This is a genomic window from Streptomyces sp. NPDC002886, from assembly GCF_042888445.1.
Classification (GTDB): domain Bacteria; phylum Actinomycetota; class Actinomycetes; order Streptomycetales; family Streptomycetaceae; genus Streptomyces.
Genome location: NZ_JBIAPV010000002.1, coordinates 234464 through 259235, shown reverse-complemented (window position 1 = coordinate 259235; position 24772 = coordinate 234464). Strand labels below are relative to the sequence as shown.

Annotated in this window: 26 protein-coding genes; 15 read left to right on the top strand and 11 right to left on the bottom strand. The window is 72.8% G+C overall.

All coding sequences use genetic code 11. The features are described from left to right. Nucleotides 1-7 precede the first annotated feature (7 nt). Nucleotides 8-802 (bottom strand): SDR family oxidoreductase, encoded by a 795-nt coding sequence (locus ACFYYB_RS07320; protein ID WP_389433745.1) that lies wholly within the window; start codon nt 800-802, stop codon nt 8-10. Next, nucleotides 799-1947 (bottom strand): acyl-CoA dehydrogenase family protein, encoded by a 1149-nt coding sequence (locus ACFYYB_RS07315; RefSeq protein WP_389433743.1) that lies wholly within the window; start codon nt 1945-1947, stop codon nt 799-801. The genes ACFYYB_RS07320 and ACFYYB_RS07315 overlap by 4 nt, the downstream gene beginning before the upstream one ends. A 46-nt stretch (nt 1948-1993) precedes the next feature. Here ACFYYB_RS07315 and ACFYYB_RS07310 point away from each other — a divergent pair, with 46 nt between their 5' ends. Genes ACFYYB_RS07310 through ACFYYB_RS07300 form a run of 3 tightly spaced genes read left to right on the top strand, consistent with a single transcriptional unit; the run spans nt 1994 to nt 4970 of the window. Continuing rightward, on the top strand, nt 1994-2842 hold the full coding sequence (locus ACFYYB_RS07310; protein WP_389433741.1) for an enoyl-CoA hydratase: 849 nt from the start codon (nt 1994-1996) through the stop codon (nt 2840-2842). Next, nucleotides 2842-3987, top strand: coding sequence for an acyl-CoA dehydrogenase family protein (locus ACFYYB_RS07305; RefSeq protein ID WP_389433740.1), 1146 nt, complete (start codon nt 2842-2844; stop codon nt 3985-3987). Before ACFYYB_RS07310 ends, ACFYYB_RS07305 begins: the two co-directional genes overlap by 1 nt. Continuing rightward, entirely contained in the window at nt 3987-4970 is a 984-nt protein-coding gene (locus ACFYYB_RS07300) for an acyl-CoA dehydrogenase family protein (protein WP_389433738.1), read from the top strand. The genes ACFYYB_RS07305 and ACFYYB_RS07300 overlap by 1 nt, the downstream gene beginning before the upstream one ends. Here ACFYYB_RS07300 and ACFYYB_RS07295 read toward each other — a convergent pair. From ACFYYB_RS07295 to ACFYYB_RS07285, 3 genes are read right to left on the bottom strand one after another with little or no spacing between them, the layout of a single operon-like run. Further along, nucleotides 4952-5326, bottom strand: a complete 375-nt coding sequence (locus tag ACFYYB_RS07295; protein WP_389433737.1) for a YrdB family protein — start codon at nt 5324-5326, stop codon at nt 4952-4954. The genes ACFYYB_RS07300 and ACFYYB_RS07295 overlap by 19 nt on opposite strands. A gap of 54 nt (nt 5327-5380) precedes the next feature. After that, the gene (locus ACFYYB_RS07290) at nt 5381-6184 is read right to left on the bottom strand and encodes a class I SAM-dependent methyltransferase (RefSeq protein ID WP_389433736.1); all 804 of its coding nucleotides are present in this window, start codon (nt 6182-6184) and stop codon (nt 5381-5383) included. Nucleotides 6185-6238: 54 nt separating this feature from the next. After that, nucleotides 6239-6892, bottom strand: a complete 654-nt coding sequence (locus tag ACFYYB_RS07285; protein WP_389433734.1) for a response regulator — start codon at nt 6890-6892, stop codon at nt 6239-6241. Nucleotides 6893-7120: 228 nt separating this feature from the next. Between ACFYYB_RS07285 and ACFYYB_RS07280 the strand changes: the two genes are divergently transcribed. The 4 genes from ACFYYB_RS07280 to ACFYYB_RS07265 all read left to right on the top strand — a co-directional run bounded on the left by ACFYYB_RS07280 (nt 7121) and on the right by ACFYYB_RS07265 (nt 11777). Next, on the top strand, nt 7121-8281 hold the full coding sequence (locus ACFYYB_RS07280; RefSeq protein ID WP_389433733.1) for a peptidoglycan DD-metalloendopeptidase family protein: 1161 nt from the start codon (nt 7121-7123) through the stop codon (nt 8279-8281). A 147-nt stretch (nt 8282-8428) separates the two neighbouring features. Next, nucleotides 8429-9634 carry a sensor histidine kinase gene (locus ACFYYB_RS07275; protein WP_389433732.1) on the top strand — a complete coding sequence of 402 codons (1206 nt, stop codon included), beginning with the start codon at nt 8429-8431 and terminating at the stop codon, nt 9632-9634. Between the two features lie 127 nt (nt 9635-9761). After that, nucleotides 9762-9965: a cold-shock protein gene (locus ACFYYB_RS07270; protein ID WP_112447913.1), complete on the top strand. Its 204-nt coding sequence runs from the start codon at nt 9762-9764 to the stop codon at nt 9963-9965. Between the two features lie 120 nt (nt 9966-10085). Then, nucleotides 10086-11777 (top strand): DEAD/DEAH box helicase, encoded by a 1692-nt coding sequence (locus tag ACFYYB_RS07265; protein WP_389433731.1) that lies wholly within the window; start codon nt 10086-10088, stop codon nt 11775-11777. A gap of 73 nt (nt 11778-11850) precedes the next feature. On the opposite strand, the gene ACFYYB_RS07260 is transcribed toward ACFYYB_RS07265, so the two are convergent. The 5 genes from ACFYYB_RS07260 to ACFYYB_RS07240 are packed head-to-tail and all read right to left on the bottom strand — an operon-like array spanning nt 11851 to nt 16320. Next, nucleotides 11851-12783 (bottom strand): tyrosine-protein phosphatase, encoded by a 933-nt coding sequence (locus ACFYYB_RS07260; protein WP_389433730.1) that lies wholly within the window; start codon nt 12781-12783, stop codon nt 11851-11853. Between the two features lie 31 nt (nt 12784-12814). Further along, nucleotides 12815-13921 carry an NAD(P)H-dependent flavin oxidoreductase gene (locus ACFYYB_RS07255; protein ID WP_389433729.1) on the bottom strand — a complete coding sequence of 369 codons (1107 nt, stop codon included), beginning with the start codon at nt 13919-13921 and terminating at the stop codon, nt 12815-12817. A gap of 4 nt (nt 13922-13925) precedes the next feature. Beyond that, nucleotides 13926-14678: a CoA-transferase subunit beta gene (locus tag ACFYYB_RS07250; protein WP_389433728.1), complete on the bottom strand. Its 753-nt coding sequence runs from the start codon at nt 14676-14678 to the stop codon at nt 13926-13928. Then, a complete protein-coding gene (locus ACFYYB_RS07245) occupies nt 14675-15526 on the bottom strand; it encodes a CoA transferase subunit A (RefSeq protein ID WP_389433726.1) in 852 nt (283 codons plus the stop codon). Before ACFYYB_RS07245 ends, ACFYYB_RS07250 begins: the two co-directional genes overlap by 4 nt. Further along, on the bottom strand, nt 15523-16320 hold the full coding sequence (locus tag ACFYYB_RS07240; protein WP_389433724.1) for an enoyl-CoA hydratase family protein: 798 nt from the start codon (nt 16318-16320) through the stop codon (nt 15523-15525). The genes ACFYYB_RS07245 and ACFYYB_RS07240 overlap by 4 nt, the downstream gene beginning before the upstream one ends. 56 nt (nt 16321-16376) lie before the next feature. On the opposite strand from ACFYYB_RS07240, the gene ACFYYB_RS07235 reads away from it, so the two are divergent. The 8 genes from ACFYYB_RS07235 to ACFYYB_RS07200 all read left to right on the top strand — a co-directional run bounded on the left by ACFYYB_RS07235 (nt 16377) and on the right by ACFYYB_RS07200 (nt 23709). Continuing rightward, a complete protein-coding gene (locus tag ACFYYB_RS07235) occupies nt 16377-17213 on the top strand; it encodes an SDR family oxidoreductase (protein WP_389433722.1) in 837 nt (278 codons plus the stop codon). Between the two features lies 1 nt (nt 17214). After that, nucleotides 17215-18123, top strand: coding sequence for an SDR family oxidoreductase (locus ACFYYB_RS07230; RefSeq protein WP_389433721.1), 909 nt, complete (start codon nt 17215-17217; stop codon nt 18121-18123). Nucleotides 18124-18264: 141 nt separating this feature from the next. Then, the gene (locus ACFYYB_RS07225; protein ID WP_389433719.1) at nt 18265-19047 is read left to right on the top strand and encodes a 2-keto-4-pentenoate hydratase; all 783 of its coding nucleotides are present in this window, start codon (nt 18265-18267) and stop codon (nt 19045-19047) included. Nucleotides 19048-19123: 76 nt separating this feature from the next. Then, nucleotides 19124-20044 carry an acetaldehyde dehydrogenase (acetylating) gene (locus tag ACFYYB_RS07220; protein ID WP_389434939.1) on the top strand — a complete coding sequence of 307 codons (921 nt, stop codon included), beginning with the start codon at nt 19124-19126 and terminating at the stop codon, nt 20042-20044. Beyond that, entirely contained in the window at nt 20041-21096 is a 1056-nt protein-coding gene (gene dmpG, locus ACFYYB_RS07215) for a 4-hydroxy-2-oxovalerate aldolase (protein WP_389433717.1), read from the top strand. The genes ACFYYB_RS07220 and dmpG overlap by 4 nt, the downstream gene beginning before the upstream one ends. Nucleotides 21097-21147: 51 nt before the next feature. Next, a complete protein-coding gene (locus ACFYYB_RS07210; protein ID WP_389433715.1) occupies nt 21148-22326 on the top strand; it encodes a Rieske 2Fe-2S domain-containing protein in 1179 nt (392 codons plus the stop codon). Continuing rightward, nucleotides 22326-22556, top strand: a complete 231-nt coding sequence (locus tag ACFYYB_RS07205; protein WP_389433713.1) for a ferredoxin — start codon at nt 22326-22328, stop codon at nt 22554-22556. The genes ACFYYB_RS07210 and ACFYYB_RS07205 overlap by 1 nt, the downstream gene beginning before the upstream one ends. Next, a complete protein-coding gene (locus ACFYYB_RS07200) occupies nt 22549-23709 on the top strand; it encodes a 2Fe-2S iron-sulfur cluster-binding protein (RefSeq protein WP_389433711.1) in 1161 nt (386 codons plus the stop codon). Before ACFYYB_RS07205 ends, ACFYYB_RS07200 begins: the two co-directional genes overlap by 8 nt. 115 nt (nt 23710-23824) lie before the next feature. On the opposite strand, the gene ACFYYB_RS07195 is transcribed toward ACFYYB_RS07200, so the two are convergent. Continuing rightward, entirely contained in the window at nt 23825-24706 is an 882-nt protein-coding gene (locus ACFYYB_RS07195; protein ID WP_389433709.1) for an IclR family transcriptional regulator, read from the bottom strand. Between the last annotated feature and the right edge of the window lie 66 nt (nt 24707-24772).

The following is a 24772-nucleotide window of genomic DNA, read 5'->3' as shown; positions in this document are numbered from 1 at the left end:
GGTCGCCCTACGCGTGCTGACTGCTGACCGACACGGTCTCGCCCGTCATGTACGACGAGTAGCCGCTGGCCAGGAACACGATGACGTTGGCCACCTCCCAGGGCTCGGCGTAGCGGCCGAAGGCCTCGCGGGCGGTGAGTTCGGTGAGCAGCTCCTCGCTGGTCACCTTCACGAGGTGCGGGTGCATGGCCAGGCTCGGTGCGACCGCGTTGATCCGTACGCCGAACTCCGCCGCCTCCAGTGCCGCGCAGCGGGTCAGCGCCATCACCCCGGCCTTGGCGGCGGCGTAGTGGGCCTGCCCGGTCTGGGCGCGCCAGCCGATGACGGAGGCGTTGTTGACGATCACCCCGCCCGTTCCGGAGGCCCGCATCGAGCGCATCGCGGCGCGGGTGCAGCGGAAGGTGCCGTTCAGCGTGACGTCGAGGACGCGGGACCACTGGTCGTCGGTCATGTCGACCAGGTTCGCCGTGCCGCCGAGTCCGGCGTTGTTGACGACGAGGTCGAGGCCGCCGTGGAGCCGTTCGGCGAGCGCGAAGAAGGCGCCCACCTGCTCCTCGTCGGTGACGTCGCAGGGCAGCGAGGCGACCCGGTCCGCGCCGAACTCGGCGGCCAGCGCCTCCTCGCTCTCCTTGAGGCGCCGGGCGTGCGCGTCGCCGATGAGGACCCGGGCCCCCTCCTCCAGGAACCGGCGTGCGGTGGCCCCGCCGATGCCGGCCCCGGCGGCCGCGGTGATCACGGCGCTCCGGCCGGTCAGCAGTCCGTGCCCGGCCACGTACTCGGGTGCGTTGCCGATCGCGTTCATGCCCGTACCTCCTTGGGAAGGCCGAGGATGCGCTCGGCGACGATGGTGCGCTGGATCTCGTCGGAGCCCGCGTAGATGGTGTCGGAGCGGGAGAACAGGAAGAGCCGCTGCCAGTCGTCGAGGTCGTACGGGTCCCCGTGCGCCCCCGCCGCCAGGAGCGAGTCGGCTCCGCGGACGTCCATGGCGAGCTCGCCGAGGTCCCGGTGCCAGCGGGCCCAGTACAGCTTGGCGGTGGACGGCGCGACCCCGGGCCGCAGCGCGGAGGCGCGCATGGTCTCCAGGCCGATCCAGGCCCGGACGAGCCGGTCGCGGATCAGCGGATCGGCGATCGCCCCGTTGCGCTTCGCCAGCGCCGCCAGGTCCTCCAGCTCGCGGCGGAAGCCGACCTGCTGGCCGAGGGTGGAGACGCCGCGTTCGAAGCCGAGGGTGGCCATGGCCACGGCCCAGCCCTCGCCGGGCGCGCCGACCACGTGGGCGGCGTCGGCGCGGGCCCCGTCGAAGAAGACCTCGTTGAACTCCGAGGTACCGGTCAGCTGCACGATGGGCCGGACCTCCACCCCGGGCTGGTCCATCGGGACCAGGAGGTAGGACAGCCCCGCGTGCCGGCGGGAGCCCGGCTCGGTGCGGGCGACGACGAAGCACCACTGCGAGGCGTGGGCCAGGGAGGTCCAGATCTTCTGGCCGTCCACCACCCACGCGCCGTCCACCAGGGCGGCCCGGGTGCGGATGTTCGCCAGGTCCGAGCCGGCGTCGGGCTCGCTGTAGCCCTGGCACCACAGCTCCTCCACGGCCCGGATGGGCGGCAGGAAGCGCCGCCGCTGCTCCTCGGTGCCGTGCGCGATGAGGGTGGGGCCGAGGAGCTGCTCCCCTATGTGGTTCACGCGCGCGGGCGCGTCGGCCAGCGCGTACTCCTCGTGGAAGGCGATCTGCTGCTCCGTGCTCGCGCCGCGGCCGCCGTACTCGACGGGCCAGCCCACGCAGGTCCAGCCGTGCGCCGCCATGTGCCGCTCCCAGGCGAGGCGTTCGGCGAAGGCCTCGTGCTCCCGGCCCGGTCCGCCGCGGCCCTTGAGGGCGGCGAACTCACCGGTGAGGTGGGTCCGTAGCCAACTCCGAACCTCGGTGCGGAACTCCTCGACGCTGCTCATGGCCGTACGTTAACCTACCAAACACTTGTTAGGGAAGGATCCTGGGATGCCGATGCCCGATGACACCCCCGTGCTCTATGAGCGCCGCGGACCGGTCGCGTACGTGACCATGAACCGCCCCCGGTACCGCAACGCCCAGAACAGCGCGATGACCTACGCCCTCGACGACGCCTTCTACCGGGCCGCGGACGATCCCGCGGTCAAGGTCATCGTCCTGGCCGGGGCCGGCGAGCACTTCTCGGCCGGCCACGACATCGGCACTCCCGAGCGGGACGCGCACCTGCCCTTCGAACGCCGGGCCGGCCTGTGGTGGGACCACTCCCAGCGCTCCGGCGCCGAATCCCGCTTCGCCCGCGAATCCGAGGTCTACCTCGGCATGTGCCGGCGCTGGCGCGAACTGCCCAAGCCCGTCGTCGCCTCCGTCCACGGCGCCTGCGTGGCCGGCGGGCTGATGCTCGCCTGGGTCTGCGACCTGATCGTGGCCAGCGAGGACGCCTTCTTCGCCGACCCCGTCGTCCGCATGGGCATCCCGGGCGTCGAGTACTTCGCCCACCCGTGGGTCATGCCCCCGCGCATCGCCAAGGAGTTCCTCTACACCGGCGACCGGATGCCCGCCCGCCGGGCCTACGAGATCGGCATGGTCAACCGGGTCGTCGAGCGGGCCGAACTGGCGGAAGCCACCGACCGGCTCGCCCTGCGGATCGCCGAGATGCCCTCCTTCGGCCTCGCCCTCACCAAGCGGGCCGTCAACCAGGCCGAGGACCTCCAGGGCCTGCACACCGGCATGGACTCCGTCTTCGGCCTGCACCACCTCGCGCACGCCCACAACGCCGAAACGGCGGCGGACTCGCTCGGCGGCATGAACATATCCGCGATGAAGGAGGCGAACGGCTGATGGACCTGAACCACTCGGCGGACGTGGAGGCCTTCCGGGCCGAGGCGCGCGACTGGCTCGCCGCCCACGTTCCCGCCACCCCCCTGCCCTCCCTGGAGACCCGCGAGGGCTTCGCCGCCCACCGGGAATGGGAGGCGCTCCTGCACTCCGCCCGCTGGGCGGTGGTGTCCTGGCCCGAGGAGTACGGCGGCCGCGGCGTCGACATCGAGCACTGGCTGGTCTTCGAGGAGGAGTACTGGGCCGCCGGCGCGCCCGGCCGGGTCTCGCAGAACGGCATCAACCTGCTCGCCCCCACCCTCTTCGACCACGCCACCGACGAACTGCGCGCCCGCGTCCTGCCCTCCATGGCCGGCGGCGAGGTGATCTGGGCCCAGGCCTGGTCCGAGCCCGAATCCGGCTCCGACCTCGCCTCCCTCACCTCCCGGGCGGTGCGCACCGAGGGCGGCTGGCTGCTGTCCGGGCAGAAGACCTGGTCCTCGCGGGCCGCCTTCGCCGACCGCGCCTTCGGCATCTTCCGCACCGACCCCGACGCGCCCAAACCCCATCAGGGCCTCACCTACCTGATGTTCGACCTCCGCGCCCCCGGGGTCACCGTGCGGCCCATCGGCCGCCTCGACGGCAAGCCCGCCTTCGCGGAGCTCTTCCTCGACGAGGTCTTCGTCCCCGACGAGGACGTCATCGGCGAGCCCGGACAGGGCTGGCGGATCGCCATGTCCACCACCGGCAACGAGCGCGGGCTCACCCTGCGCGCCCCGGGCCGCTTCCTCGCCGCCGCCGACCGGCTCGTGGACCTGTGGCACGACCTCGGGAACCCGGCCGACACCGCCCTGCGCGACCGGGTCGCCGACGCGGTCGTCGGCGCCCGCGCCTACCAGCTGTTCACCTGGGCCAACGCCTCCCGCTTCGCCGCCGGAGAGACGATCGGCGCCGAGTCCAGCCTGAACAAGGTGTTCTGGTCCCGGTACGACATCGCCCTGCACGAGAGCGCCCTCGACCTGCTCGGCCCCGACGCCGAACTCGCCGACGGGGAATGGGCCGAGCCGTGGATCTTCTCCCTCGCCGGTCCCATCTACGCGGGAACCAACGAGATCCAGCGCGACATCATCGCCGAGCGGCTGCTCGGCCTCCCGAAGGGCCGCCGCTGATGCGCTTCCTGCCGTCCGAGGAACAGTCGGACTTCGCCCGCACCCTGCGCGGTCTGCTCGCCGCCTCGGACGTCCCGGCCGCCGTACGGGCCTGGGGCGCGGGCGACCACGCTCCCGGCAAGGCGCTGTGGGCGAGGCTCGCCGCCACCGGACTGTTCGCCCTCGCGGCCGACGAGGCCCACGAGGGCATGGGCCTGATGCCGCTTGAGCTGGCCACCGGGTTCGTGGAACTGGGCCGCGCCGGGGTCCCCGGCCCGGTCGTGGAGACGGCCGCCGCCGCCGTGCTCCTGACCCTGCTCGGCGACGAGGCACTGGCCAAGCGGTTCCTCCCCGGGCTGGCCGCGGGGGAGACCTCGGCCACCCTCACCCTGCCCGGCGGGGGCCCGTACGCCCTGGACGCCGACGCGGCCACCCACCTCTTCACGGTGTCCCCGGCCGGGGAGCTCCGCCTGGCCCCCGGCGCCGGACCGACGCGCACCTCCACCGACCCCGCCCGCTGCCTCGCCCTCCCGGACGGCGGCGGCGAACTCCTCGCCGCCGGCCCGGCGGTCACCGCGGCGGCCCGGGACGCCGCCGACTGGGCCCGGCTGCTCACCGCCGCCCAGTGCCTCGGCACCGGCGAGGCCCTCCTCGCGCGCACGGTGGAGTACGCGAAGCAGCGCACGCAGTTCGGCACGGCGATCGGCGCCTTCCAGGCGGTCAAGCACCGGCTCGCCGACACCCTGATCGGCCTGGAGTTCGCCCGGCCGCTGCTCTGGGCGGCCGCGCTCTCCCTGGACCCCGGGGAGGTCGCGGCGGCGAAGCTGACCGCGGGCGAAGCGGCGTACGCGTCCGCCATGACCGCGCTCCAGCTGCACGGCGCCGTCGGCTACACCGAGGAACTCGACCTCTCCCTGTGGCTGCGCAAGGCCCGCCCGCTGCGCGACGCCTGGGGGAGCCCCTCGCAGTGCCGGGCGGCGGTGCTTCAGGAGCGGGAGCGGTAGTACGTCGCCAGGGCGGTGTTCACCACCACGACCACCGTGAACCAGAGGGACGGCAGCCGCTGCCCGAGCGCGAGCAGCGCCAGGGCGGCGGCGCCGAACACCACGGCCTTCACCCCGAGCTGAGCGGCGAGCGGGACGGCGTACCGGGCCTTCGGCGCGGCGAACATCCCCCAGAGCACGGCGGCGGCCAGCGGCGCGGCCACCGCCAGGGCGACGGAGCCCGCCCGCCCGATGTCACGGCTCCAGCCCCACCAGGCCAGCAGGCCCAGGGCCAGCAGCTCCAGCAGGAAGGCGAGGCCCTCGTTGGCGAGGAAGAACACCTTGACGGCGGGGGGCAGGGGAGAAGAGGAAGCCATGCCCGCCAGCCTCGTACCGCCGGGGCGGAGGGCGCTACTCCGCACCGGGCCGTCTCAGAGGACGGCCACGCTGACGCTCACCACGTAGGGCTCTTCCACCGTCCCGTCCGGAAAGAGCGGGTTCAGCCGCTCCCGCTCGGAGTCCAGGAACTCCCGCGTCCCCGCCTCGCCCAGCAGCAGGAACGCCGAATGGCTGGACAGGTTCGCCAGGTGCGCCTCCAGCGGGATCCGCCGGGACCACGGGACGGTCCGCGTGGCGAAACCGGAGTCGAGGCCGCGCGGAAGCGTCCGGAACCCCAGGGCCTCGGCGCTCCCGCCGACCGCGCCGGCCCCGCCCGCGACCGCGCCGCCCGCGCCGTCGGCCCCGAAGAAGGCACGGATCCGCTCGCCCTGCGCCGCGACCCAGCCGGCCGACTCGTCCAGGTCGTTCCACCAGATCGCGAGCGCCCCGCCGCGCTTCAGCACCCGGCGGGCCTCCGGCACGGACCGCGCCGGATCCGTCCAGTGCCAGGCCTGCGCGTACGTCAGGAAGTCGAAGGCGGCCCCGGCCAGCGGCAGCCGGTCCCCGTCCCCGCGCACGAGGGGGATCCCCGGCCGGCTGCGCCGGAACTCCGCCGCCATCCCGTCCCCGGGCTCCACCGCCACCACCTCGGCCCCCCGGGCGTGCATCGGCGCCGTCCCGATCCCCGTGCCCGCGCCCACGTCGGCCACCCGGGCCCCGGCGAACCGGCGCCCGGCCAGCTCCTCGACGGTGTCGTACAGGGCCTCGGGATAGCCGGGCCGGTGCCGCCCGTAGAGGGCGGCGGCGCTGTCGAAGGACCGGGCCCGGGAGCGGGGAGTCGTCCGAGGTGTCGTCATGGTTGCCATTGTTTTCGATCACGCCGGTGACGGCCAGACCCTCCGGGGCGGTGCTCACGCGGCGCGGACCAGCCCCGCCTCGTAGGCGAGGATCGCGGCCTGGGTCCGGTTCGAGAGGTCGAGCTGCGTCAGGATCCGCGAGACGTACGTCTTCACGCTCGCCGGGGACAGGTGCAGGGCCTCGGCTATCTGCAGGTTCGTCCGGCCCTCGCCGACCAGCGCGAGGACGTCGCGCTCGCCGGGGGACAGGGTGGAGAGCTGCTCCGCGTGGTCGGGGGCCTCGGTGCGGGTGTCCGCCCGTTCCAGCAGGACCCGCATCACCCCGGGCGCCAGGGCGCTGCCGCCCGCCGCGACCGTGCGGATCCCGGCGAAGAGCTCCTCGGGGCGCAGGTCCTTCAGCAGGAACCCGGCCGCTCCGGCCCGCAGCGCGTCCAGGACCAGATCGTCCGCCGTGTAGCCGGTGAGGACGAGCACGCGCGGCGGATCCGGCAGCCGCAGCAGCTGCAAGGTGGCCTCCATGCCGTCGACCTTCGGCATGACCAGGTCCATCAGTACGACGTCCGGCCGGTAGGTGCGGGCCAGCGGTACGGCCTCGGCCCCGTCGCCGGCTTCCGCGACCACCTCGATGTCCGGGGCGCTCGCGAGCAGGGTCACCAGCCCCGACCGTATGAGGCTCTGGTCGTCGACCACCATCACGCGGATCGTCATGTGACCCACCTCCCCTGAATCCCCGTCTTATTGCGGACATTACCGCCATATAGGGACTTAAGTCCGCCCAACCCTCCCTCCCCAGTCCCCTTTTGCTGTCCCGCTTGTCCTCTTTCGGCGACTTCGGACACCCCCCGTCTTCCCGGACGGTGGTGACCGAGGCAGAACGCACCACCGCTTCACCCGGTGCACCGGCCTCCGCAATGTCCCCGAAGTCAGGAACTCCGCATGTCTTTCCCGTCTGCCCGTACCCTCGCCGGTCTCGTTGTCGCCGGTATCGCCGCACCCGCCGCCGTGGGTCTCGTGGCTCAGCCCGCGTCCGCCGCGTCGGTCGGCACGTGGGACAAGGTCGCCCAGTGCGAGTCCACCAACGACTGGAGCATCGACACCGGCAACGGCTACTACGGCGGCCTGCAGTTCTCCTCCGGCACGTGGGCGGAGTTCGGCGGCCGGCAGTACGCCCCCCAGGCCGACCAGGCCACCAAGGCGCAGCAGATAGCCGTCGCCGAGAAGGTCCTGGCGACCCAGGGCCCCGGCGCCTGGCCCGCCTGCGGCAAGCTCGCCGGCCTGCAGCGCGGCGGTCCCGCCCCCGAGGCGCCCGAGGCGCCCGCCCGGGGCGCCGGTGCCTCGACCGCGGACGAGAGCGCCGAGGCCCCGGCCGCCCCGAAGGCCCGGGGTGCGAACAACTACACCGTGGTCAGTGGCGACACCCTCGGCACCATCGGTTCCGAACTCGGCGTCGGCTGGGAGTCCCTCTACTCCGCGAACCGCTCGGTGATCGGGTCCGACCCGGACATGATCTTCCCGGGCCAGCGCCTCGCGTACGGCTCCTCCGACTCCAGCGACAGCGCCCCGGCCGCCCCGAAGCCCTCCAGCTCGTCGAGCTCGTCGGAGTCCTCCGACTCCTCCGACTCCGCAGGCTCCTCCGACTCCGCGGACTCGTCCGATTCCTCGGACTCCTCCGGCAGCGGCTCCCGCAGCGGCGCCGAGGGCGCTCTGCCCGTCTCGGGCGGCAGCATCTCCGCGCGCTACCACCAGGCGGGCGGCTGGGCCGCCGGCTACCACACCGGCATCGACTTCGCGGTGTCCACCGGCACCCCGGTCCGGGCGGCCGCCGCGGGCACCGTCGTCTCCTCCGGCTGGCAGGGCGCGTACGGCAACGCCGTCGTCATCAAGCACGACGACGGCCGCTACACCCTCTCCGCCCACCTCTCCTCGGCGACCGCCTCCGAAGGCGAGCGCGTCTCCGCCGGCGAGCGGATCGGCAGCTCCGGCAACACCGGCAACTCCACCGGCCCGCACCTCCACTTCGAGGTCCGCTCCAGCAACAGCTACGGCGCCGACATCAACCCGGTCACCTGGCTGAACGGCCTCGGCGTCTCCGTGTAACCAGCGCGAGCGACACCCCGGGCCATCAGGCGCCGGTCCCAGAACACGTCCCCCCGGGATGCCCCTTCGGCGGAAGAAGGGCAACCTGGGGGGAAGTTTTGGCATGTTCTGCGCACATCTGTGCGCCCATGGGGGGGTGGTGGAGTCATGCAGGCCGTGCCCGGTCGCGCCGGACAGCTGCTGGAGCGGGGTCTGCGGACCCTGACCGGGGAGAGCGCCGGGGCGCCGGACCCGGTGCGCGCCCGCCGCACCGACATCTGGCTCGCCCTGGTCTGCGGGCTGCTCACCACCCTCAACCTCCACGACGTCCACCGCTTCGGCTTCGTCACGGACTACCCCACGAGCCTCGCCGTCGGCTGGCTCGCGGCGCTCTCCCTGCTCTGGCGCCGCTCCCACCCCTGGATACCGGCCCTCGCGGCCACCGCGGCCACCCTCGTCTCCGACGACCGCGGACCCCTCGTCTTCGGCGCCTACGCCCTGGCCGCGTACGGCCGCACCCACCGCTGGGGCGGGGTCCTGCTGATGGCCGTCGTCTACGCCGCCACCCGCGACGTGATCCTGCCCCTCGGGTACGCGGGGCGCGACCCCGCCTCCTTCGTCCTCGGCTCCATCCTCGTGCCCGCCCTGTACGGGGAGACCGTGCGCCGCAACCGGCACGTCATGGCCGCGCTGCGCGAGCGGGCCCGCCAGGCCCACGCCGCCGTGGACCAGGCGGCCGACCTGGCCGTCGTCCAGGAACGCACCCGTTTGGCCCAGCGCACCCACGACGGGCTCGGCCACCGGCTCACCGCCCTCACGATGCAGGCCGCCGCCCTGCGCCTGGACGCCGGGGCCGACCCCCGGGTCCGGGAGGCCGCCGGGGCCGTGGAGGAATCGGCGCGGGCCGCGATGGCCGAGGTCAGGGAGGTGCTGGACATGCTGACCGACCCCGCGGGCAGCCGCGCGTACACCTCCCCCGTGGACGTGGGCCGCTTCCTCGGCTCCCTGGCCCGGAACATGCGGGCCACCGGCATGGAGATCACCCACCACACCCAGCCCGGGCTGGGGTCCTTCCCGGCGGCCGACGGGCGCCTCCTGCTGCGGATCGCCCGCGAGGGGCTCACCAACGCGGCGAAGTACGCCCCCGGCTCCGCCGTTCGGATGAATCTCTACGCCGAGGACGGGGAGGTCCGCCTCGATGTGATCAACACCGCACCGGAGGGGGAGCGGATCGTCCTCGATTCCGGTGGGATGGGCATTCCGGGGCTCCGGCACGCCCTCACGGAGGTGGGCGGGCGGCTGCGCGCCGGACCCACTCAGGACGGAGGTCACAGGCTCGCGGCGACACTCCCCGACCGACGTGTGCTAGCTTAGAGCTCGTTGCAGTTGTGGTACCCATGAACTTTATGTGCGCCTGACGGGAATGCTCCGACAGGCGCTTTTATTGTTTTGCCGGAATCTCCGGATGGGGCCCTTTGCCGCCTATTCAGGAGATTCAAAAATGGCACTTGGCACCGTGAAGTGGTTCAACTCGGAAAAGGGCTTCGGCTTCATCGAGCAGGACGGTGGCGGCCCGGACGTCTTCGCCCACTACTCGAACATCGCCACCCAGGGCTTCCGTGAGCTCAACGAGGGCCAGCGCGTGTCCTTCGACGTCACCCAGGGCCAGAAGGGCCCCCAGGCGGAGAACATCCTCCCCGCCTAAGGCAGTCAGCACGCCGGGGTCCGCACCGAGTAGGTGCGGGCCCCGGCTTGTCTGCTGTTTCGCACCATTTGTTTGCAGTGCTTTGTGCAGTACCTGCCGGTTTCAGGAGGGCTTTCTCGCATGACCAGCTCCAGCTCCGCACGACCCAGCCGCCGCCCCACCCGGGGTCGAGGTGCGGCTCAGGGACGTCCGAAGGCTGGCGCGGGACGGCAGAAGTCCGCCCCCGTGGCCAGGCCCCAAGAATTCACCATGCCCGAACCGCTGACCCCGGCCCTGCCGCCGGTGGACGCGTTCGAGGACATGGACATGCCCGAGGCGCTGCTGAAGACCCTCGCCGCCCAGGGCGTCACCCAGCCGTTCCCGATCCAGGCCGCGACCATCCCGAACTCGCTGGTCGGCCGTGACCTGCTCGGCCGCGGCCGCACCGGCTCCGGCAAGACGCTGGCCTTCGGCCTGGCCCTGCTGGCCCGCACCGCCGGCCGCCGCGCCCAGCCGAAGCAGCCGCTCGCGCTGGTCCTCGTACCGACCCGTGAGCTCGCGCAGCAGGTGACCGACGCCATGGCCCCGTACGCCACGGCCGTCAACCTGCGGATCACGACCGTCGTCGGCGGCATGTCGATCAACCGGCAGTCCGGCGCCCTGCGCCGCGGCGCCGAGGTGCTCGTCGCCACCCCCGGCCGTCTGAAGGACCTCATCGACCGCGGTGACGCCGACCTCTCCCAGGTCGCCATCACCGTCCTCGACGAGGCCGACCAGATGACCGACATGGGCTTCATGCCGCAGGTCACCTCGCTGCTCAAGCAGGTCCAGTCCGGCGGCCAGACCATGCTGTTCTCGGCGACCCTCGACAAGAACATCGACAAGCTCGTCAAGATGTTCCTCACCGACCCCGTCGCCTTCTCCGTCGACCCGTCCGCCGGTGCGGTCAGCACGATGGAGCACCACGTCCTGTACGTCATGGACGAGACCGACAAGAAGGCCGTGGCCACGCGCATAGCCGCTCGCGACGGCCGGGTGATCATGTTCGTCGACACCAAGCGCGGGGTCGACCGCATGGTCAAGAAGCTCCTCGCCGACGGCGTCCGCGCCTCCGGCCTGCACGGCGGCCGCTCGCAGCCGCAGCGCAACCGGACCCTCGACTGGTTCAAGACGGGCGAGGTCACCGCGCTGGTCGCCACCAACGTGGCCGCGCGAGGCATCCACATCGACGACCTCGACCTCGTCGTCAACGTGGACCCGCCGACCGACCACAAGGACTACCTGCACCGCGGCGGCCGTACCGCCCGTGCCGGCGAGTCCGGCAGCGTCGTCACCCTGGTCCTGCCCGACCAGAAGCGCGACATGACCCGCCTGATGTCGGACGCCGGGATCTCCCCGCACACCGCGCAGATCAAGTCCTCCGACGAGGAGCTCGCGCGCATCACCGGCGCCAAGGAGCCCTCGGGCATCCCGGTCGTCATGGAGGTGCCGCAGGCCACCCCGCCGCGTCAGCGTTCCGCCGGCCAGTCCGGCGGGGGCTCGGGCTCCGGCGCGCGCCGCCGCTCGGGCGGACCGCGTACGGGCGCCGGCACGGGCGCGGCTCCGGCCGCCGGGGGCGGCCGCGGCCGTCGCACCGGTGGCGGCGCCGGCGGTCAGGCTCCGGCCTCCGGTTCCGGCCAGGCCCGCCGTGTCCAGGGCGGACAGGGTGGCTCCACGGGCGGCTCCGCCGAGCGCGGCCGGCGTACCGGCGGTGCCCCCTCCGGTGGCGCGGCCGCGGCTTCGGCCCGCAGCCGCGTGGGTGGCGCCGGCCAGGGCCGCCGCCGCTCCGCCTGATCCCGGGAAGTACGTACACACACCCCTGCGCCGGGCGGCAGTTGCCGCCCGGCGCAGGGGTGTTTTCGGCTGTCTAGCGGACCAGCTTCACCTGGAGCTTCGCCAGGGTCCGCAGGTCCAGGCCGAGGCCGTCGGTGAGGTAGCCGTAGAGGCTGCCGTAGTCGGCCTCCATCTGCGCGGTCGCCGCGTCCAGGTAGCCCTGACGGACCTCCTGGAGCGGGATCAGCAGATCGGGGTTCTGCATCCGGCCGGACGCCTTGAGGCCCGCCCGCACCTGGGCGTCGTACGCCGCGCGGAAGGTGTTCGAGGCCAGGTAGTCGCGCTCGGCCGCGTCCTTCGGGACGGCCAGCGCGCTGAGCAGGAGGTAGCTCATCCAGCCCGTCCGGTCCTTGCCCGAGGTGCAGTGGTACAGCAGCGGGCCCTGCTTCCCGTCGGCGATCTCGCGGAGGGTGGCCGCGAACTGCGCCCGGTTGTCGGCGTTGGTGACGAACGCGCGGTAGACGTCGCGCATGTACGCCTCGCCGCGGCCTCCGCCGAGCATCTGCTCCTGCTTCACGGGATCACCGCTGCCGATCGCGGACAGCAGCAGCCCGTACAGGCCGTTGTCGTTGACCGGGCGGGCGGTGGAGGCCAGACCGGCGGGCAGCTTGTCGGCGCCGTCGTACTGGACCTCCATGGGAATGCGGAAATCGAGGACCTTCGTGAGGCCCAGACCGCCGACGGTGGTGATGTCCGACGGGGTCAGCTTGCCGAGCGCATCGGCGCGGTAGACCAGTCCCTGACGAACCTGGCCTCCCGTCCAGGTGCGGTAGCCGCCGAGGTCGCGGACGTTGACCGCGCCCTGGAGGGGGATCTGGCGGATCGTTTCCGCCGCCTGCGTGTGCCAGTGGTGACGGGAGGCGGAGGAACCGCCCGCCGGCGCGGCGTGCGCGGCGGCGGGCAGGGTTCCGATGGCGAGGGCGGAAGCGAGCACCGCGGTCGCCAGGCGGATTCGGGCACGGCTCATCTGGGGCAACTCCTGTAACGGAGAAGGGGAATCACCCTGGTGGTGGCAGGGTGCCGAGCGGGTGCGGGGGGAGGGGGAGATGCTGTGGGGGAGTGAGGCCGTTCAGCCGTTCCAGCACGGCGTACGCCTCGGCCATGACGCGGGTGACGAGCTCCGCACACGACGGAAGGTCCTCGATCACGCCCGCGACCTGGCCCGATGCCATGACACCGAGGTCCGTACGGCCCTCGACCATGGACGCCTTGAGGAGCATGGGGGTGTTCGCGGCGAGCAGCACCTGGCTCCAGGACAGGTCCTTGCCGTGTTTCATCGCGAGGCCGTCCCGGACCATCTCCGCCCAGGACAGGCCCGAAAGCTTCTTGAAGCCGGCCGCGTGCCGCACCGCCTTGGCCAGCGCCTTCGCCCGCCCGGCCCGCTCCAGGGAAGCGACCAGCTCGCTGCGCAGCATCCGGTGCGGGAGCCCGTCCACGGCCGTGGTGACGGTGACGTCCTTCACGGTCGCCTTCAGGTACTCGGCCTTCACCGCGTCCGGGACCGTCGAGTCGGAGGTCAGCAGGAACCGGGTGCCCATCGCGATGCCCGCGGCCCCGTAGCCCAGCGCCGCCACCAGACCGCGGCCGTCGCTGAAACCGCCCGCCGCGATCACCGGGATGTCCACCGCGTCGACCACCTGCGGCAGCAGCACGGTCGTGGCCACGTCACCGGTGTGCCCGCCGCCCTCGCCGCCCTGCACGATCACCGCGTCGGCGCCCCACGCCGCGACCTTCTCGGCGTGCCGGCGGGCCCCGATCGAGGGGATCACCACCACGCCGGCGTCCTTGAGCCGCGCGATCAGCTCCCTGGACGGGGCGAGCGCGAAGGAGGCCACCCGGACGCCCTCGTCGATGATCAGCTGCGCCCGCTCGGCCGCGTCCCCGGCGTCCGCGCGCAGATTGACCCCGAACGGGGCGTCCGTACGGGACTTGACCTCGTGGACCGCCGCCCGCAGCTGCTCCATCGTCATGGTCGCCGAGGCCAGGATGCCGAGCGCGCCCGCGTTGGCCGCCCCCGACACCAGGCGCGGACCGGCCACCCAGCCCATGCCCGTCTGCACGATCGGATGCTCGACCCCGACCAGCTTGGTGAATGCCGTCTCCATCGGATCAGACCCGCACTTCGCGGTCGCGCAGGCCCTTGGGGTCGATGACCTCGCGGATCAGCCGCAGCTCCTCCGCCGTCGGCTCGCGGGTGTACGGGACGTCGTCGGCGATCGCCAGCTCGAAGCCGGTGGCCGCCCGGACCTGCTCCACGGTGACGCCCGGGTGAAGGGAGGCCAGCCGCATGGCGTGGTCCGGGCCGGTGAAGTCGAAGACGCCGAGATCGCTGACCACCCGGGGGAGCCGGTGGAACCGGGTCACCCCGGCCGCCTCCGCGCGGTCGTAGCCCACCCCGCTCACCATGTCGACGCGCTCGACGAACACCCGGGTGGAGTGCTTGGGGATCCAGTAGCTCACCGGATTGTTCAGGGTGTTCACCGGAGCCCCGCGCACCCCCAGGAGCTGGCGGGCGGGCTGCTCCCAGTCGCCGATGCAGGAGATGTTCTGGTTGCCGTACCGGTCGATCTGGCTGGCGCCCATCATCACGTGCCGGCGGCCGCCGGTGACCATCGTCAGGTGACGGCGGTACGGGAGCCAGCCCTCGGCCGAGCCGTCGAGGCCGACCAGCATGGCCTCGCCGTCGGTCAGCAGCAGGTCGGGGGAGAAGGTCCGTTTCGCCAGCCGGGCTCCGAAGGAGGGCACCAGTCCCATCGGGCTGGCCAGCACCTCGCCGTTGTCCCGCCAGGCCTCGGCGCAGGCGATCACGCAGTATTCGGAACGGCTGACCGCGGTCGTGGTCGTCGTGGAGGGCGTGCTCACTTCTGCTCCTCGTGCCAGGCCTGGACGGCGGACTGGTAGGCGTGCTCGCTGCCGCCGGAGAGGAAGCGCTCGGCGAACTCGGGCCAGGGGGTGGTCGCGTACAGCTTCTGGAAGGCCTCGTCGCGGTCGTAGTCGGGCACGCAGGAGGTGAAGTGCGCGCCGTTCGGGGTCTCCACGACCCCGGTGACCGAGTGGCGGCTGACCAGGAGCGACTGCGGGGGGCCGGACTTGGCGAGCTCCGCGGTCTCGACGAGCTGCTCGCAGGAGACGTAGGCGGTGTCGGCGGCCTCGCAGAAGAGGTCGTCGAAGTACGGGTCGGGGCCCAGGTACTGGGCGTTGCCGAGCCGGTCGGCGCGGTTGAGGTGGACCAGGGCCGCGTCCATGCGCAGGGCGGGGACGGCGACGAACTCCTCCCCGTCGGCGTACGGGGAGGTGACGGTGCGCAGCTCGGGGTTGACGCGCATGACGTCGGAGCCGAGGCCGGCGCGGACGGGCAGGAAGGGCATCCGGTTGGCGGCCGCGTGCAGGCCCCACATGAACATGGCCTCGTCCAGCTCGGTGAGGGCGAAGGCCCGGCTCTCGCGGGCGGCCCGGTAATGCGGCTCCAGCGGGATCGAGTCGAGGGTGACGAAGGGGGTGACCAGCTTGCGGATCCGGCCGGCGGCGGCGAGCAGGCCGACGTCGGGGCCGCCGTACGCGATCACGGTGAGATCGGTGATCTCGGAGCGGAGCAGTGCCCGCACCAGGGCCATGGGCTTGCGGCGCGAACCCCAGCCGCCGATGCCGATGGTCATTCCGCTGCTGAGGCGGCCGACCGCCTCTTCGGGGGTCATGCTCTTGTCGGTCATGCCGATTCCGCCTTTGCTCCGCCGGGCTGTGTGGTTCCGGTGGTTCCGGTGGGTCCGCCGCTGCCGAAGGTGTCGCGGACCCGGTCGGCCACCCCGCTGAGGTTGGCCTCGAAGGTGAAGCCCTGCTCGAAGCGGTAGCTGCGCCGCACGTCCACGGGGTCGATTCCGTTGATGGCCGCCTTGGCGAGCCGGATGAGGTAGCCGTCCTTCTTCGCGATCTCGGCGGCCAGCTCCAGGGCGGCCGCCCGCAGTTCTTCGCGGGGGACCACCTTCCACACCGAGCCGTGCGCGTGCAGTTCGGCGGCGGTGGCGGTGCGCGAGGTGTAGTAGAGGGTGCGCATCATGTGCTGCGGGACGAGCCGAGCCAGGTGGGTGGCGGCCCCGAGGGCGCCCCGGTCCAGTTCCGGCAGTCCGAAGGTCGCGTCCTCGGAGGCGACGATGGCGTCGGCGTTGCCGACCAGGCCGATCCCGCCGCCGAGGCAGAAGCCGTTCACGGCCGCCACGACCGGGACCTCGCACTCGTAGACGGCGGCGAAGGCCTCGTAGCAGCCCCGGTTGGCGCCGATCAGCGAGGCGTGGCCGGTGTCGCGCTGCATCTCCTTGATGTCGACGCCGGCGTTGAAGCCGCGGCCCTCGGCGGCCAGCACCACGCACCGGACCTCCGGGTCGCGGCCGGCCGCGCGCAGGGCGTCGGCGAGGTCGTACCAGCCCTGTACGGGCAGTGCGTTGACGGGTGGGAAGTCGACTGTGACGAGTGCGATGCCCTTGTCGGGGCTTGAGGTGGAGACACCCATGAGCGGATCAGCTACCTTTCCACCAAACATTTGTTAGGTGAGGAAGGTAGCAGCCGATGGAGCTCAACGGGAGGGTTGTCGTCGTCACCGGCGGAACCCGTGGCGTCGGCGCCGGGATCGCGCGGTCGTTCCTCGCGGCGGGGGCCGAGGTCGTCGTCTGCGCGCGCCGGCCGCCGGAGGAACCGGTGGCGGTGGAAGGCCGCTCGGCGTCCTTCGCCGCCGTCGACCTGCGCAATCCGGCCGCGGTGCACGACTTCTTCGGATCGGTCGCCGCGCGCCACGGGCGCCTCGACTGCCTGGTGAACAACGCCGGCGGGACCCCGTACCGACTGCTGGGGGAGGGCGAGGCCGAGCGCCACGCACGGGTCGTCGAGCTCAACCTGATCGCCCCGATGACCGCCTCGGTCGCCGCGTACCCCTGGCTCCGGGAGACCCGGGGCTCGATCGTCATGATCGGCAGCGTCAGCGGGACCCGGCCCTCGCCGGGCACGGCGGCCTACGGGGCGGCGAAGGCGGGCCTGGAGAACCTGGCCCGCTCCATGGCCGTGGAGTGGGCCCCCGAGGTACGGGTCAACTCCCTGGTCCTGGGCATGGTGCGGACCGAGCTGTCGCACCTGCACTACGGCGACGAGAGCGGGATCGCAGCCGTCGGCGCGACCGTACCGCTGGGACGGCTGGCGGAGCCCTCGGACGTGGGCGAAGCGGCCGTCTTCCTGGCCTCCGGCCGGGCGGCGTACGTGAGCGGGGCGAGCCTGCTCGTGCACGGGGGCGGCGAACGGCCGGCCTTTCTGGATGCGGCAACCGCGAACAAGCCGACCGAGCCGAACAAGTCGAACGATCCGAACAAGTCGAACGAGTCGAAGAAGCCGAACGAGTCGAAGAAGGAGAGCTGACATGGGACTTGCCGAAGGCCGTGTGGTCATCGTGACGGGCGCCGGACGGGGGCTGGGCCGGGCCCACGCGCTGGCCTTCGCCGCGGAGGGGGCGCGGATCGTGGTCAACGACCTCGGCGTCGGCCTGGACGGGCTGCCGGGACCGGAGAGCCCGGCGGCGCAGGTCGTCGCCGAGATCCGGGCCATGGGCGGGGAGGCCGTGGCGCACGGCGGTGACATCGCCACGGCACAAGGCGCGGCGTCACTGGTCGAGACGGCCGTCTCGGCCTTCGGGCGGCTGGACACCCTCGTCAACAACGCGGGGTTCCTGCGCGACCGGATGCTCGTGAACCTGGACGAGGACGACTGGGACGCCGTGATGCGGGTGCACCTGAAGGGGCACTTCCTGCCGCTGAAGCACGCGGCGGCGTACTGGCGGGCCGAGGCGAAGGAAGGCCGGCAGGTCGCCGCCCGGGTCGTGAACACCTCCTCGGGTGCGGGGCTGCTCGGGTCCGTGGGCCAGGGCAACTACAGCGCGGCCAAGGCGGGGATCCTGGGGCTGACCCTGGTGTCGGCGGCCGAAATGGGCCGCTACGGGGTCCAGGTCAACGCGATCGCCCCCGCGGCGCGGACCCGGATGACGGAGCAGACCTTCGCGGACACCATGGCCGCCCCGGAAGCCGGGGCCTTCGACACGATGGCCCCGGAGAACGTGTCCCCGCTGGTGGTCTGGCTCGGCTCCGACGCCTCGGCGGGGGTCACGGGCCGCGTCTTCGAGGCGGAGGGCGGCCGCATCACGGTGATGGAGGGCTGGCGACCCGGCCCCACGGCCGACTGCGGAGCACGGTGGACTCCGTCCGAGGCGGGCGAGGCGACGACGAAGCTCCTGGCGCAGTCGGAGCCGCCGCAGCCGGTGTACGGGGCGCGATAGCGCGGGCCGCGCGGGGGCTGGGGCCGGGGACGGGGTCGTACGGGCCTTTCCCGGTGGCCGGGAAAACGCCCTCCCGGCGCCGGAGGCGGGCCGTCTAGCCTCGCCGCACCGAACCCGGCCCCCGTACGCAAGGACCCGCACATGCTCTCGGACCGCCACCGGCTCCACGTCGCGCAGCAGCTGCGATCCGCCGAGCACGGGCGGACGCCCGTCGCACCGCTCGGCGCCCGTTTCCCCGGAATCGACACCGAGGACGCCTACGAGATCCAGCTCCTCAACATCCGCCACCGCCTCGCCGCCGGCGACCGCGTCACCGGGCACAAGGTCGGGCTGTCGTCCCCGGTCATGCAGGCCATGATGGGCGTCGACGAACCCGACTACGGGCACCTGCTGCACTCCATGGAGCTGTCCGAGGACACCCCGGTGCCCACCGCCGCGTACTGCGCGCCGCGCGTCGAGGTCGAGGTCGGCTTCGTCCTCGGCGCCGACCTCCCCGGCGAGGGCTGCACCGTCGCCGACGTCCTGGCCGCCACCGAGCGGGTCGTCCCGGCCCTGGAGCTCATCGACAGCCGGATCGCCGACTGGCGCATCACCATCGCCGACACCATCGCCGACAACGCCTCCTCCGCCGGATACGTCATCGGCGAGGGGCGGGACCCGCGCGCACTGGACCTGAAGGCCGTCGACGCCACGCTGACCAGCGGATCCGACACCCTGGCGAGCGGCCGCAGCGACGCCGTGCTCGGCGATCCGGCCGCCTCCGTCGCCTGGCTGGCCCGCACCGTCGCCCGCTTCGGGGTCCAGCTCCGCAAGGGCCACCTCATCCTGCCCGGGTCCTGCACCCGCGCCGTGGACGTGGTCGCCGGGCGGACGTACACCGCCGACTTCACCGGGCTCGGCCCGGTGTCCCTCTCCTTCTCCTGAGGTGATCACCATCAGCGCACAGACGCCGACGCAGACCCAGATCCAGACGCAGACACAGGCGCCGACCCAGACCCAAATCCAGACCCAGACACAGGCGCGGACGACCGCGAAGGCGACCGCCGCCATCGTCGGCTCCGGGAACATCGGGACCGACCTGCTCTACAAGCTCCTGCGCTCCCCGCACATAGAACCCCGCTGGATGATCGGCGTGGACCCCGCCAGCGAGGGCCTGGCCCGCGCCCGCCGCGCCGGACTCGACGCCTCCCACGCGGGCGTGGACTGGCTGCTGGCCCAAGGCGAGCTGCCGGACCTGGTCTTCGAGGCCACCTCCGCTTACGTGCACCGCGCCAACGCCCCGCGCTACGCCGAGCTCGGCATCAAGGCCGTCGACCTGACCCCCGCCGCCGTCGGTCCGGCCGTCGTCCCGCCCGCGAACCTGACCGCCCACCTCGACCGGGCCAACGTCAACATGATCACCTGCGGCGGCCAGGCCACCATCCCCATGGTGTACGCCGTCTCCCGCGTGGTGCCCGTCGCCTACGCGGAGATCGTCGCCTCGGTGGCCTCCGTCTCGGCCGGCCCGGGCACCCGCGCCAACATCGACGAGTTCACCCGTACCACCTCCCGGGGCATCGAGGAGATCGGCGGCGCCGCCCGCGGCAAGGCCATCATCATCCTCAACCCCGCCGACCCTCCCGTGATCATGCGCGACACCGTCTTCTGCGCCATCCCCGCCGACGCCGACCGCGAGGCCATCGCGGCCTCCGTCAAACAGGTCGCCGAGGACGTGGCCTCGTACGTACCGGGCTACCGGCTGCGCACCGAGCCGCAGTTCGACGACCCCTCCCCGCTCAACGGCGGCATGGCCCGGGTCGCGATCTTCCTGGAGGTGGAGGGCGCCGGCGACTACCTGCCGCCCTACGCCGGAAACCTCGACATCATGACCGCCGCCGCCACCAAGGTCGGCGAGGAGTTCGCGAAGGGGCTGCAGAAATGACCGACCGCCCGAACCGCTCCGGCCACCCGAGCTACTCGGCCACCCTCGACATCCGGATCACCGACTCCTCCCTGCGCGACGGCTCGCACGCCAAGCGCCACCAGTTCACGGGCGAGGACGTACGGTCGATCGTCTCCGCCCTCGACGGCGCGGGGGTCCCCGTCATCGAGGTCACGCACGGCGACGGACTCGGCGGATCCTCCTTCAACTACGGCTTCTCGAAGACCCCCGAACAGGAACTCATCAAGATCGCCGCCGATACGGCGCGCCACGCGAAGATCGCCTTCCTGATGCTCCCGGGGCTCGGCGTCAAGGACGACATCCGCGCCGCCCACGGCAACGGCGGGCAGATCTGCCGGATCGCCACCCACTGCACCGAGGCCGACATCTCCGTCCAGCACTTCGGACTCGCCCGCGAGATGGGCCTGGAGACCGTCGGCTTCCTGATGATGGCCCACTCCACCACCCCCGAGAACCTGGCCCGACAGGCCCGGATCATGGCCGACGCCGGCTGCCAGTGCGTGTACGTGGTCGACTCGGCCGGAGCCATGGTCATGGACGAGGTCACCGACCGGGTCGCGGCGCTCGTCACCGAACTCGGCCCCGACGCCCAGGTCGGCTTCCACGGCCACGAGAACCTCGGCCTGGGCGTGGGCAATTCCGTCGCCGCCGTCCGCGCCGGCGCGCTCCAGATCGACGGTTCCACGCGGCGCCTCGGCGCGGGAGCGGGGAACACGCCCGTCGAGGCCTTCGCCGCCGTCTGCCGCAAGATGGGCATCCGTACCGGCATCGACGTCCTGAAGATCATCGACGCGGCCGAGGACGTGGTCCGCCCCGTCATGGAAGACGAGTGCACCCTCGACCGCATGGCCCTGCTCATGGGCCACGCCGGGGTCTACTCCAGCTTCCTCAAGCACGCCTACCGGCAGGCCGAGCGCTACGGGGTCTCCGGCGCGCAGATCCTCCTGCGCGCGGGCGAGCGCCGCCTCGTCGGCGGCCAGGAGGACCAGCTCATCGACATCGCGGTCGAACTCGCCGCCGAAGCGCACTAGTCACCCCCCATCCCAGCGCAGCACACCCACAACGAAGTGGAGGGCCACCCCATGGCCGAAACGACCGCAGTCGACGAAGCTCCCCGCGTCATCGAAGCCGCCGCCGTGCCCGCGAGGTTCGCCCGCGGCTGGCACTGCCTCGGCCTCGCCGCCGCCTTCAAGGACGGCGCCCCGCACGAAGTGGAGGCCTTCGGGACCAAGCTCGTCGTGTTCCAAGGACAGTCCGGGACGGATGGAGGCGGCGGCGAACGCAGCGGCGGGGAGCTGAGCGTCCTGAACGCCCACTGCCCCCACATGGGCGGCAACCTCGCCCACGGCACCGTCAAGGGCGACACCGTCGCCTGCCCCTTCCACGACTGGCGCTGGTCCGGGGACGGCCGCTGCGCCGCCATCCCCTACGCCCGCCGCGTCCCGCCGCGCGCCAGGACCCGCGCCTGGACCAGCCTGGAACGCAACGGACAGCTCTACGTCTGGCACGACCCGGAGGGCAACCCGCCGCCGCCCGAGGTCACGATCCCCGTCATCGAGGGCGTCGGCGACCCCGAGTGGAGCGACTGGAGCTGGAACTTCCTGCGCGTCGAGAACTCCAACTGCCGCGAGATCGTCGACAACGTCGTCGACATGGCGCACTTCTACTACGTGCACTACGCCTTCCCGCACTACTTCAAGAACGTCTTCGACGGCCACGTCGCCACCCAGTACATGGAGTCCACCCCGCGCGGCGACGTGGACCTGGGCACCCTCTCCACCGGCGGCGGCCTGCGCTCGGACGCCTCGTACCACGGCCCCTCGTACATGATCGACAAGCTGTGGAGCGATATCGGCGGCGGCGTCGAACTCGAATCGGTCCTCATCAACTGCCATTACCCGATCGACGAGAACAGCTTCATGCTCATGTACGGGACCATCGTCAAGAAGCTCCCCGGCATGAGCGACGAACAGGCCGCCGAGGCCGCCCGGCTCACCTCCGAGGGCCTCGCCGTCGGCTTCGAGCAGGACGTCGAGATCTGGAAGAACAAGACCCGCATCGACAACCCCCTCCTCACCGAGGAGGACGGCCCCGTCTACCAGCTCCGCCGCTGGTACGAGCAGTTCTACGTGGACGCCGCCGACGTCAAGGACGAGATGGTCCGCCGCTTCGAGTTCGAGATCGACACCGCCCGCGCCACCGCCGCCTGGAAGGCCGAGGTCGCCGAGAACCTCGCCCGCCGCGCGGCCGGGACCCCGTGATGACCCCCGTCGCGTGCGGGGAGTGCGACGCGGTGGTGCTGTGCGAGAAGTTCAGCCCCGCCCACACCCAGGTCCAGTGGGCCGAGGAGGCCGCCGCGGCCTGCCCGCGCATCGCCGCCGAGGTCGCGGCAGGGCTCCCCAGCGGCCGCGTCCGCTCCTGCGGGGCCCTGCGCGCGGGCATCGAGGCCGCCGTCCTGGCGGGCCGCCTGGAGGTGCCGGCCGATGTCTGACACCGACCGTCGTACGAGGTCCCGCGCCGCGGAGGTACGGAGCCCGGCCCCGGCTGCCGCCCGGGGCGGAGCCACCGGCAGGCTGCTGGTCCGCGTCACGGACCGGATCCAGGAGACCCCCGAGGCGGTCTCCCTCGTACTCGACGCGGAACTCCCGTACCGCCCCGGCCAGTTCCTCACCGTCCGGGTTCCCTCGCCGAGCGGGGAGGACGGCGCGGCCCGCTGCTACTCCCTGGCCGGCTCCCCGCACACCGGGGACCCGCTGCGCATCACCGTCAAACGGGTCCCCGGCGGCGTCGGCTCCGGCTGGCTGTGCCAGGACGTGCGCATCGGCGACGAGCTGGAGATCCTGCCCCCCGCCGGCACCTTCACCCCGCCCGACCTGGACCGGGACCTGCTGCTCGTGGCGGGGGGCAGCGGCATCACCCCGGTGCTCTCCGTCGCGAAGTCGGCGCTGGTGGCCGGCGCGGGCCACGTCGTGCTGGTGTACGCCAACCGCGACCCCGGCTCGGTGATCTTCCGCGACGAGCTGTGGGGGCTCGCCGAGGAACACCCCGGGCGGCTCACCGTCGTGCACTGGCTGGAGACCCTCCAGGGACTGCCGACCGCCGCGCAGCTGGGCCCGCTCGTGGCCCCGTACGCGGTCCGCGAGGCCTACCTGTGCGGGCCCGCTCCGCTGATGGACGCGGCGGAGACGGCGCTGCTGGCCTCGGGCGGCCGGAGCCGGGCGATCCACCGGGAGCGGTACTTCTCCCTGAACGGGGACGTCTTCGCCCCGGCCGTGGCGGCCCCGGACCCGGGCGCCGGGAGCGCGGTCCCGACACCCGGCGTGGCGGGCGGCGGGCAGGACGCCGCCTCCGCCGGCGGCGCGAGCGCGGAGGTGGAGGCGGAGGTGGAGTTCGAGGGGGTCGTGCACACCGTCGCCTGGGGGCGGCAGACCTCGCTGCTGACCGCGCTGCTCGCCGCGGGCGTCCCCGCTCCCTACTCCTGCCGTGAAGGCGCCTGCAGCGCCTGCTGCTGCCGGGTGCTGGAGGGGGAGGTGGCGATGGTCCGCAACGAGGTCCTGGCCCCCGAGGACCTGGCCGACGGCTACGTCCTGGCCTGCCAGGCCCTGCCGCTCGGCGACCGCGTCCGCATCAGCTACGACGGCTGAGCGGATGCGTCCAGCGGATCCGCTGGACGGCACCGCCGAACGGCCGCGGGCCCGGCCCCCTGGCGAGGGGTCGGGCCCGGACTCGTTCACTCGTACGTGGGGGTACCACTACCCACTACATCCACTCGCTGAACCGCAGCCATCCCATCATGTTGTCCATCGCCTGAGCGGAGACCGCCGGCTCCAGGTCCCGCACCGGCGCGGCCGCGGCCCGCCCCGCCCGGCCCGGCCCGTACAGCTCCCGCCACACCGACCGCGCGCAGGCCAGTACCGCCGGCGCCAGCCGGGCCGGGTCCCGCTCGCCCCCGCAGGAGGACACCGACACGGCGGCCACGGCCCGCCCGGCCCCCCGCAGCGGGGCGGCCACGCAGGAGATGCCCCGGAAGCTCTCCTCCCGGTCGTACGCCACCCCGCGCTCGCGGACCGCCGCCAGCTCCGAACGCAGCGCGAGCGGCCGGATCAGGGTGCGCGCGGTCCGCGGGCGCAGCCCCTGCGCCAGGACGTGCTCGACCGCGGCGGGATCACTGAAGGCGAGGATCGCCTTCCCGGCGGCCGTGCAGTACGCCGGCATCCGGCCACCGACCCGCGAGGGCACCGAGGTGGCCTCCGAGCCGCCGATCCGCTCCAGGTACACCACCTCGGCCCCGTCGAGCACCGACAGGTGCACCACCCGGCCCGTCTGCTCGTGCAGCGCGTGCAGCAGCGGCAGCGCGGCCCGGCGCAGCCGGTTGTGGTGGGAGGCGAGCGCGCCCAGCTCCAGCATGCGCATGCCCATGCGGTAGTCCCGGCCCTCGCGGTCCAGCCAGCGCAACTGCACCAGCTGGTGGAGGATCCGGTGGGCGGAAGAACGTGGAATTCCGGAGCGGCGCACGACCTCGGTGAGTGACAGCCGAGGTTGCGGACCTTCGAAGGCGCCCAGCACCTTCGCGGCCTTCTCCAGCAGCGAAAGCGGCGCGAGCTCGGTCTCCGCGACCTGCTCCATGAACTGGTCGAGCACGAGAAAACCCCCTGCGTGAGGCGTTGGGGCGACCCTGCCACGCGCCCCCGGCCGGAGGGAAGCACC

Excerpts from the sequence above, each read along its gene's own strand:
- ACFYYB_RS07200 (WP_389433711.1), top strand. The coding sequence starts at position 22,549 with ATGTCTGACACCGACCGTCGTACGAGGTCCCGCGCCGCGGAGGTACGG.
- dmpG (WP_389433717.1), top strand. The coding sequence starts at position 20,041 with ATGACCGACCGCCCGAACCGCTCCGGCCACCCGAGCTACTCGGCCACC.
- ACFYYB_RS07300 (WP_389433738.1), top strand. The coding sequence starts at position 3,987 with ATGCGCTTCCTGCCGTCCGAGGAACAGTCGGACTTCGCCCGCACCCTG.
- ACFYYB_RS07305 (WP_389433740.1), top strand. The coding sequence starts at position 2,842 with ATGGACCTGAACCACTCGGCGGACGTGGAGGCCTTCCGGGCCGAGGCG.
- ACFYYB_RS07270 (WP_112447913.1), top strand. The coding sequence starts at position 9,762 with ATGGCACTTGGCACCGTGAAGTGGTTCAACTCGGAAAAGGGCTTCGGC.
- ACFYYB_RS07295 (WP_389433737.1), bottom strand. The coding sequence starts at position 5,326 with ATGGCTTCCTCTTCTCCCCTGCCCCCCGCCGTCAAGGTGTTCTTCCTC.
- ACFYYB_RS07230 (WP_389433721.1), top strand. The coding sequence starts at position 17,215 with ATGGGACTTGCCGAAGGCCGTGTGGTCATCGTGACGGGCGCCGGACGG.
- ACFYYB_RS07320 (WP_389433745.1), bottom strand. The coding sequence starts at position 802 with ATGAACGCGATCGGCAACGCACCCGAGTACGTGGCCGGGCACGGACTG.
- ACFYYB_RS07310 (WP_389433741.1), top strand. The coding sequence starts at position 1,994 with ATGCCGATGCCCGATGACACCCCCGTGCTCTATGAGCGCCGCGGACCG.
- ACFYYB_RS07315 (WP_389433743.1), bottom strand. The coding sequence starts at position 1,947 with ATGAGCAGCGTCGAGGAGTTCCGCACCGAGGTTCGGAGTTGGCTACGG.
- ACFYYB_RS07205 (WP_389433713.1), top strand. The coding sequence starts at position 22,326 with ATGACCCCCGTCGCGTGCGGGGAGTGCGACGCGGTGGTGCTGTGCGAG.
- ACFYYB_RS07210 (WP_389433715.1), top strand. The coding sequence starts at position 21,148 with ATGGCCGAAACGACCGCAGTCGACGAAGCTCCCCGCGTCATCGAAGCC.
- ACFYYB_RS07265 (WP_389433731.1), top strand. The coding sequence starts at position 10,086 with ATGACCAGCTCCAGCTCCGCACGACCCAGCCGCCGCCCCACCCGGGGT.
- ACFYYB_RS07255 (WP_389433729.1), bottom strand. The coding sequence starts at position 13,921 with ATGGAGACGGCATTCACCAAGCTGGTCGGGGTCGAGCATCCGATCGTG.
- ACFYYB_RS07290 (WP_389433736.1), bottom strand. The coding sequence starts at position 6,184 with ATGACGACACCTCGGACGACTCCCCGCTCCCGGGCCCGGTCCTTCGAC.
- ACFYYB_RS07245 (WP_389433726.1), bottom strand. The coding sequence starts at position 15,526 with ATGACCGACAAGAGCATGACCCCCGAAGAGGCGGTCGGCCGCCTCAGC.
- ACFYYB_RS07275 (WP_389433732.1), top strand. The coding sequence starts at position 8,429 with ATGCAGGCCGTGCCCGGTCGCGCCGGACAGCTGCTGGAGCGGGGTCTG.
- ACFYYB_RS07235 (WP_389433722.1), top strand. The coding sequence starts at position 16,377 with ATGGAGCTCAACGGGAGGGTTGTCGTCGTCACCGGCGGAACCCGTGGC.
- ACFYYB_RS07280 (WP_389433733.1), top strand. The coding sequence starts at position 7,121 with ATGTCTTTCCCGTCTGCCCGTACCCTCGCCGGTCTCGTTGTCGCCGGT.
- ACFYYB_RS07240 (WP_389433724.1), bottom strand. The coding sequence starts at position 16,320 with ATGGGTGTCTCCACCTCAAGCCCCGACAAGGGCATCGCACTCGTCACA.
- ACFYYB_RS07225 (WP_389433719.1), top strand. The coding sequence starts at position 18,265 with ATGCTCTCGGACCGCCACCGGCTCCACGTCGCGCAGCAGCTGCGATCC.
- ACFYYB_RS07260 (WP_389433730.1), bottom strand. The coding sequence starts at position 12,783 with ATGAGCCGTGCCCGAATCCGCCTGGCGACCGCGGTGCTCGCTTCCGCC.
- ACFYYB_RS07285 (WP_389433734.1), bottom strand. The coding sequence starts at position 6,892 with ATGACGATCCGCGTGATGGTGGTCGACGACCAGAGCCTCATACGGTCG.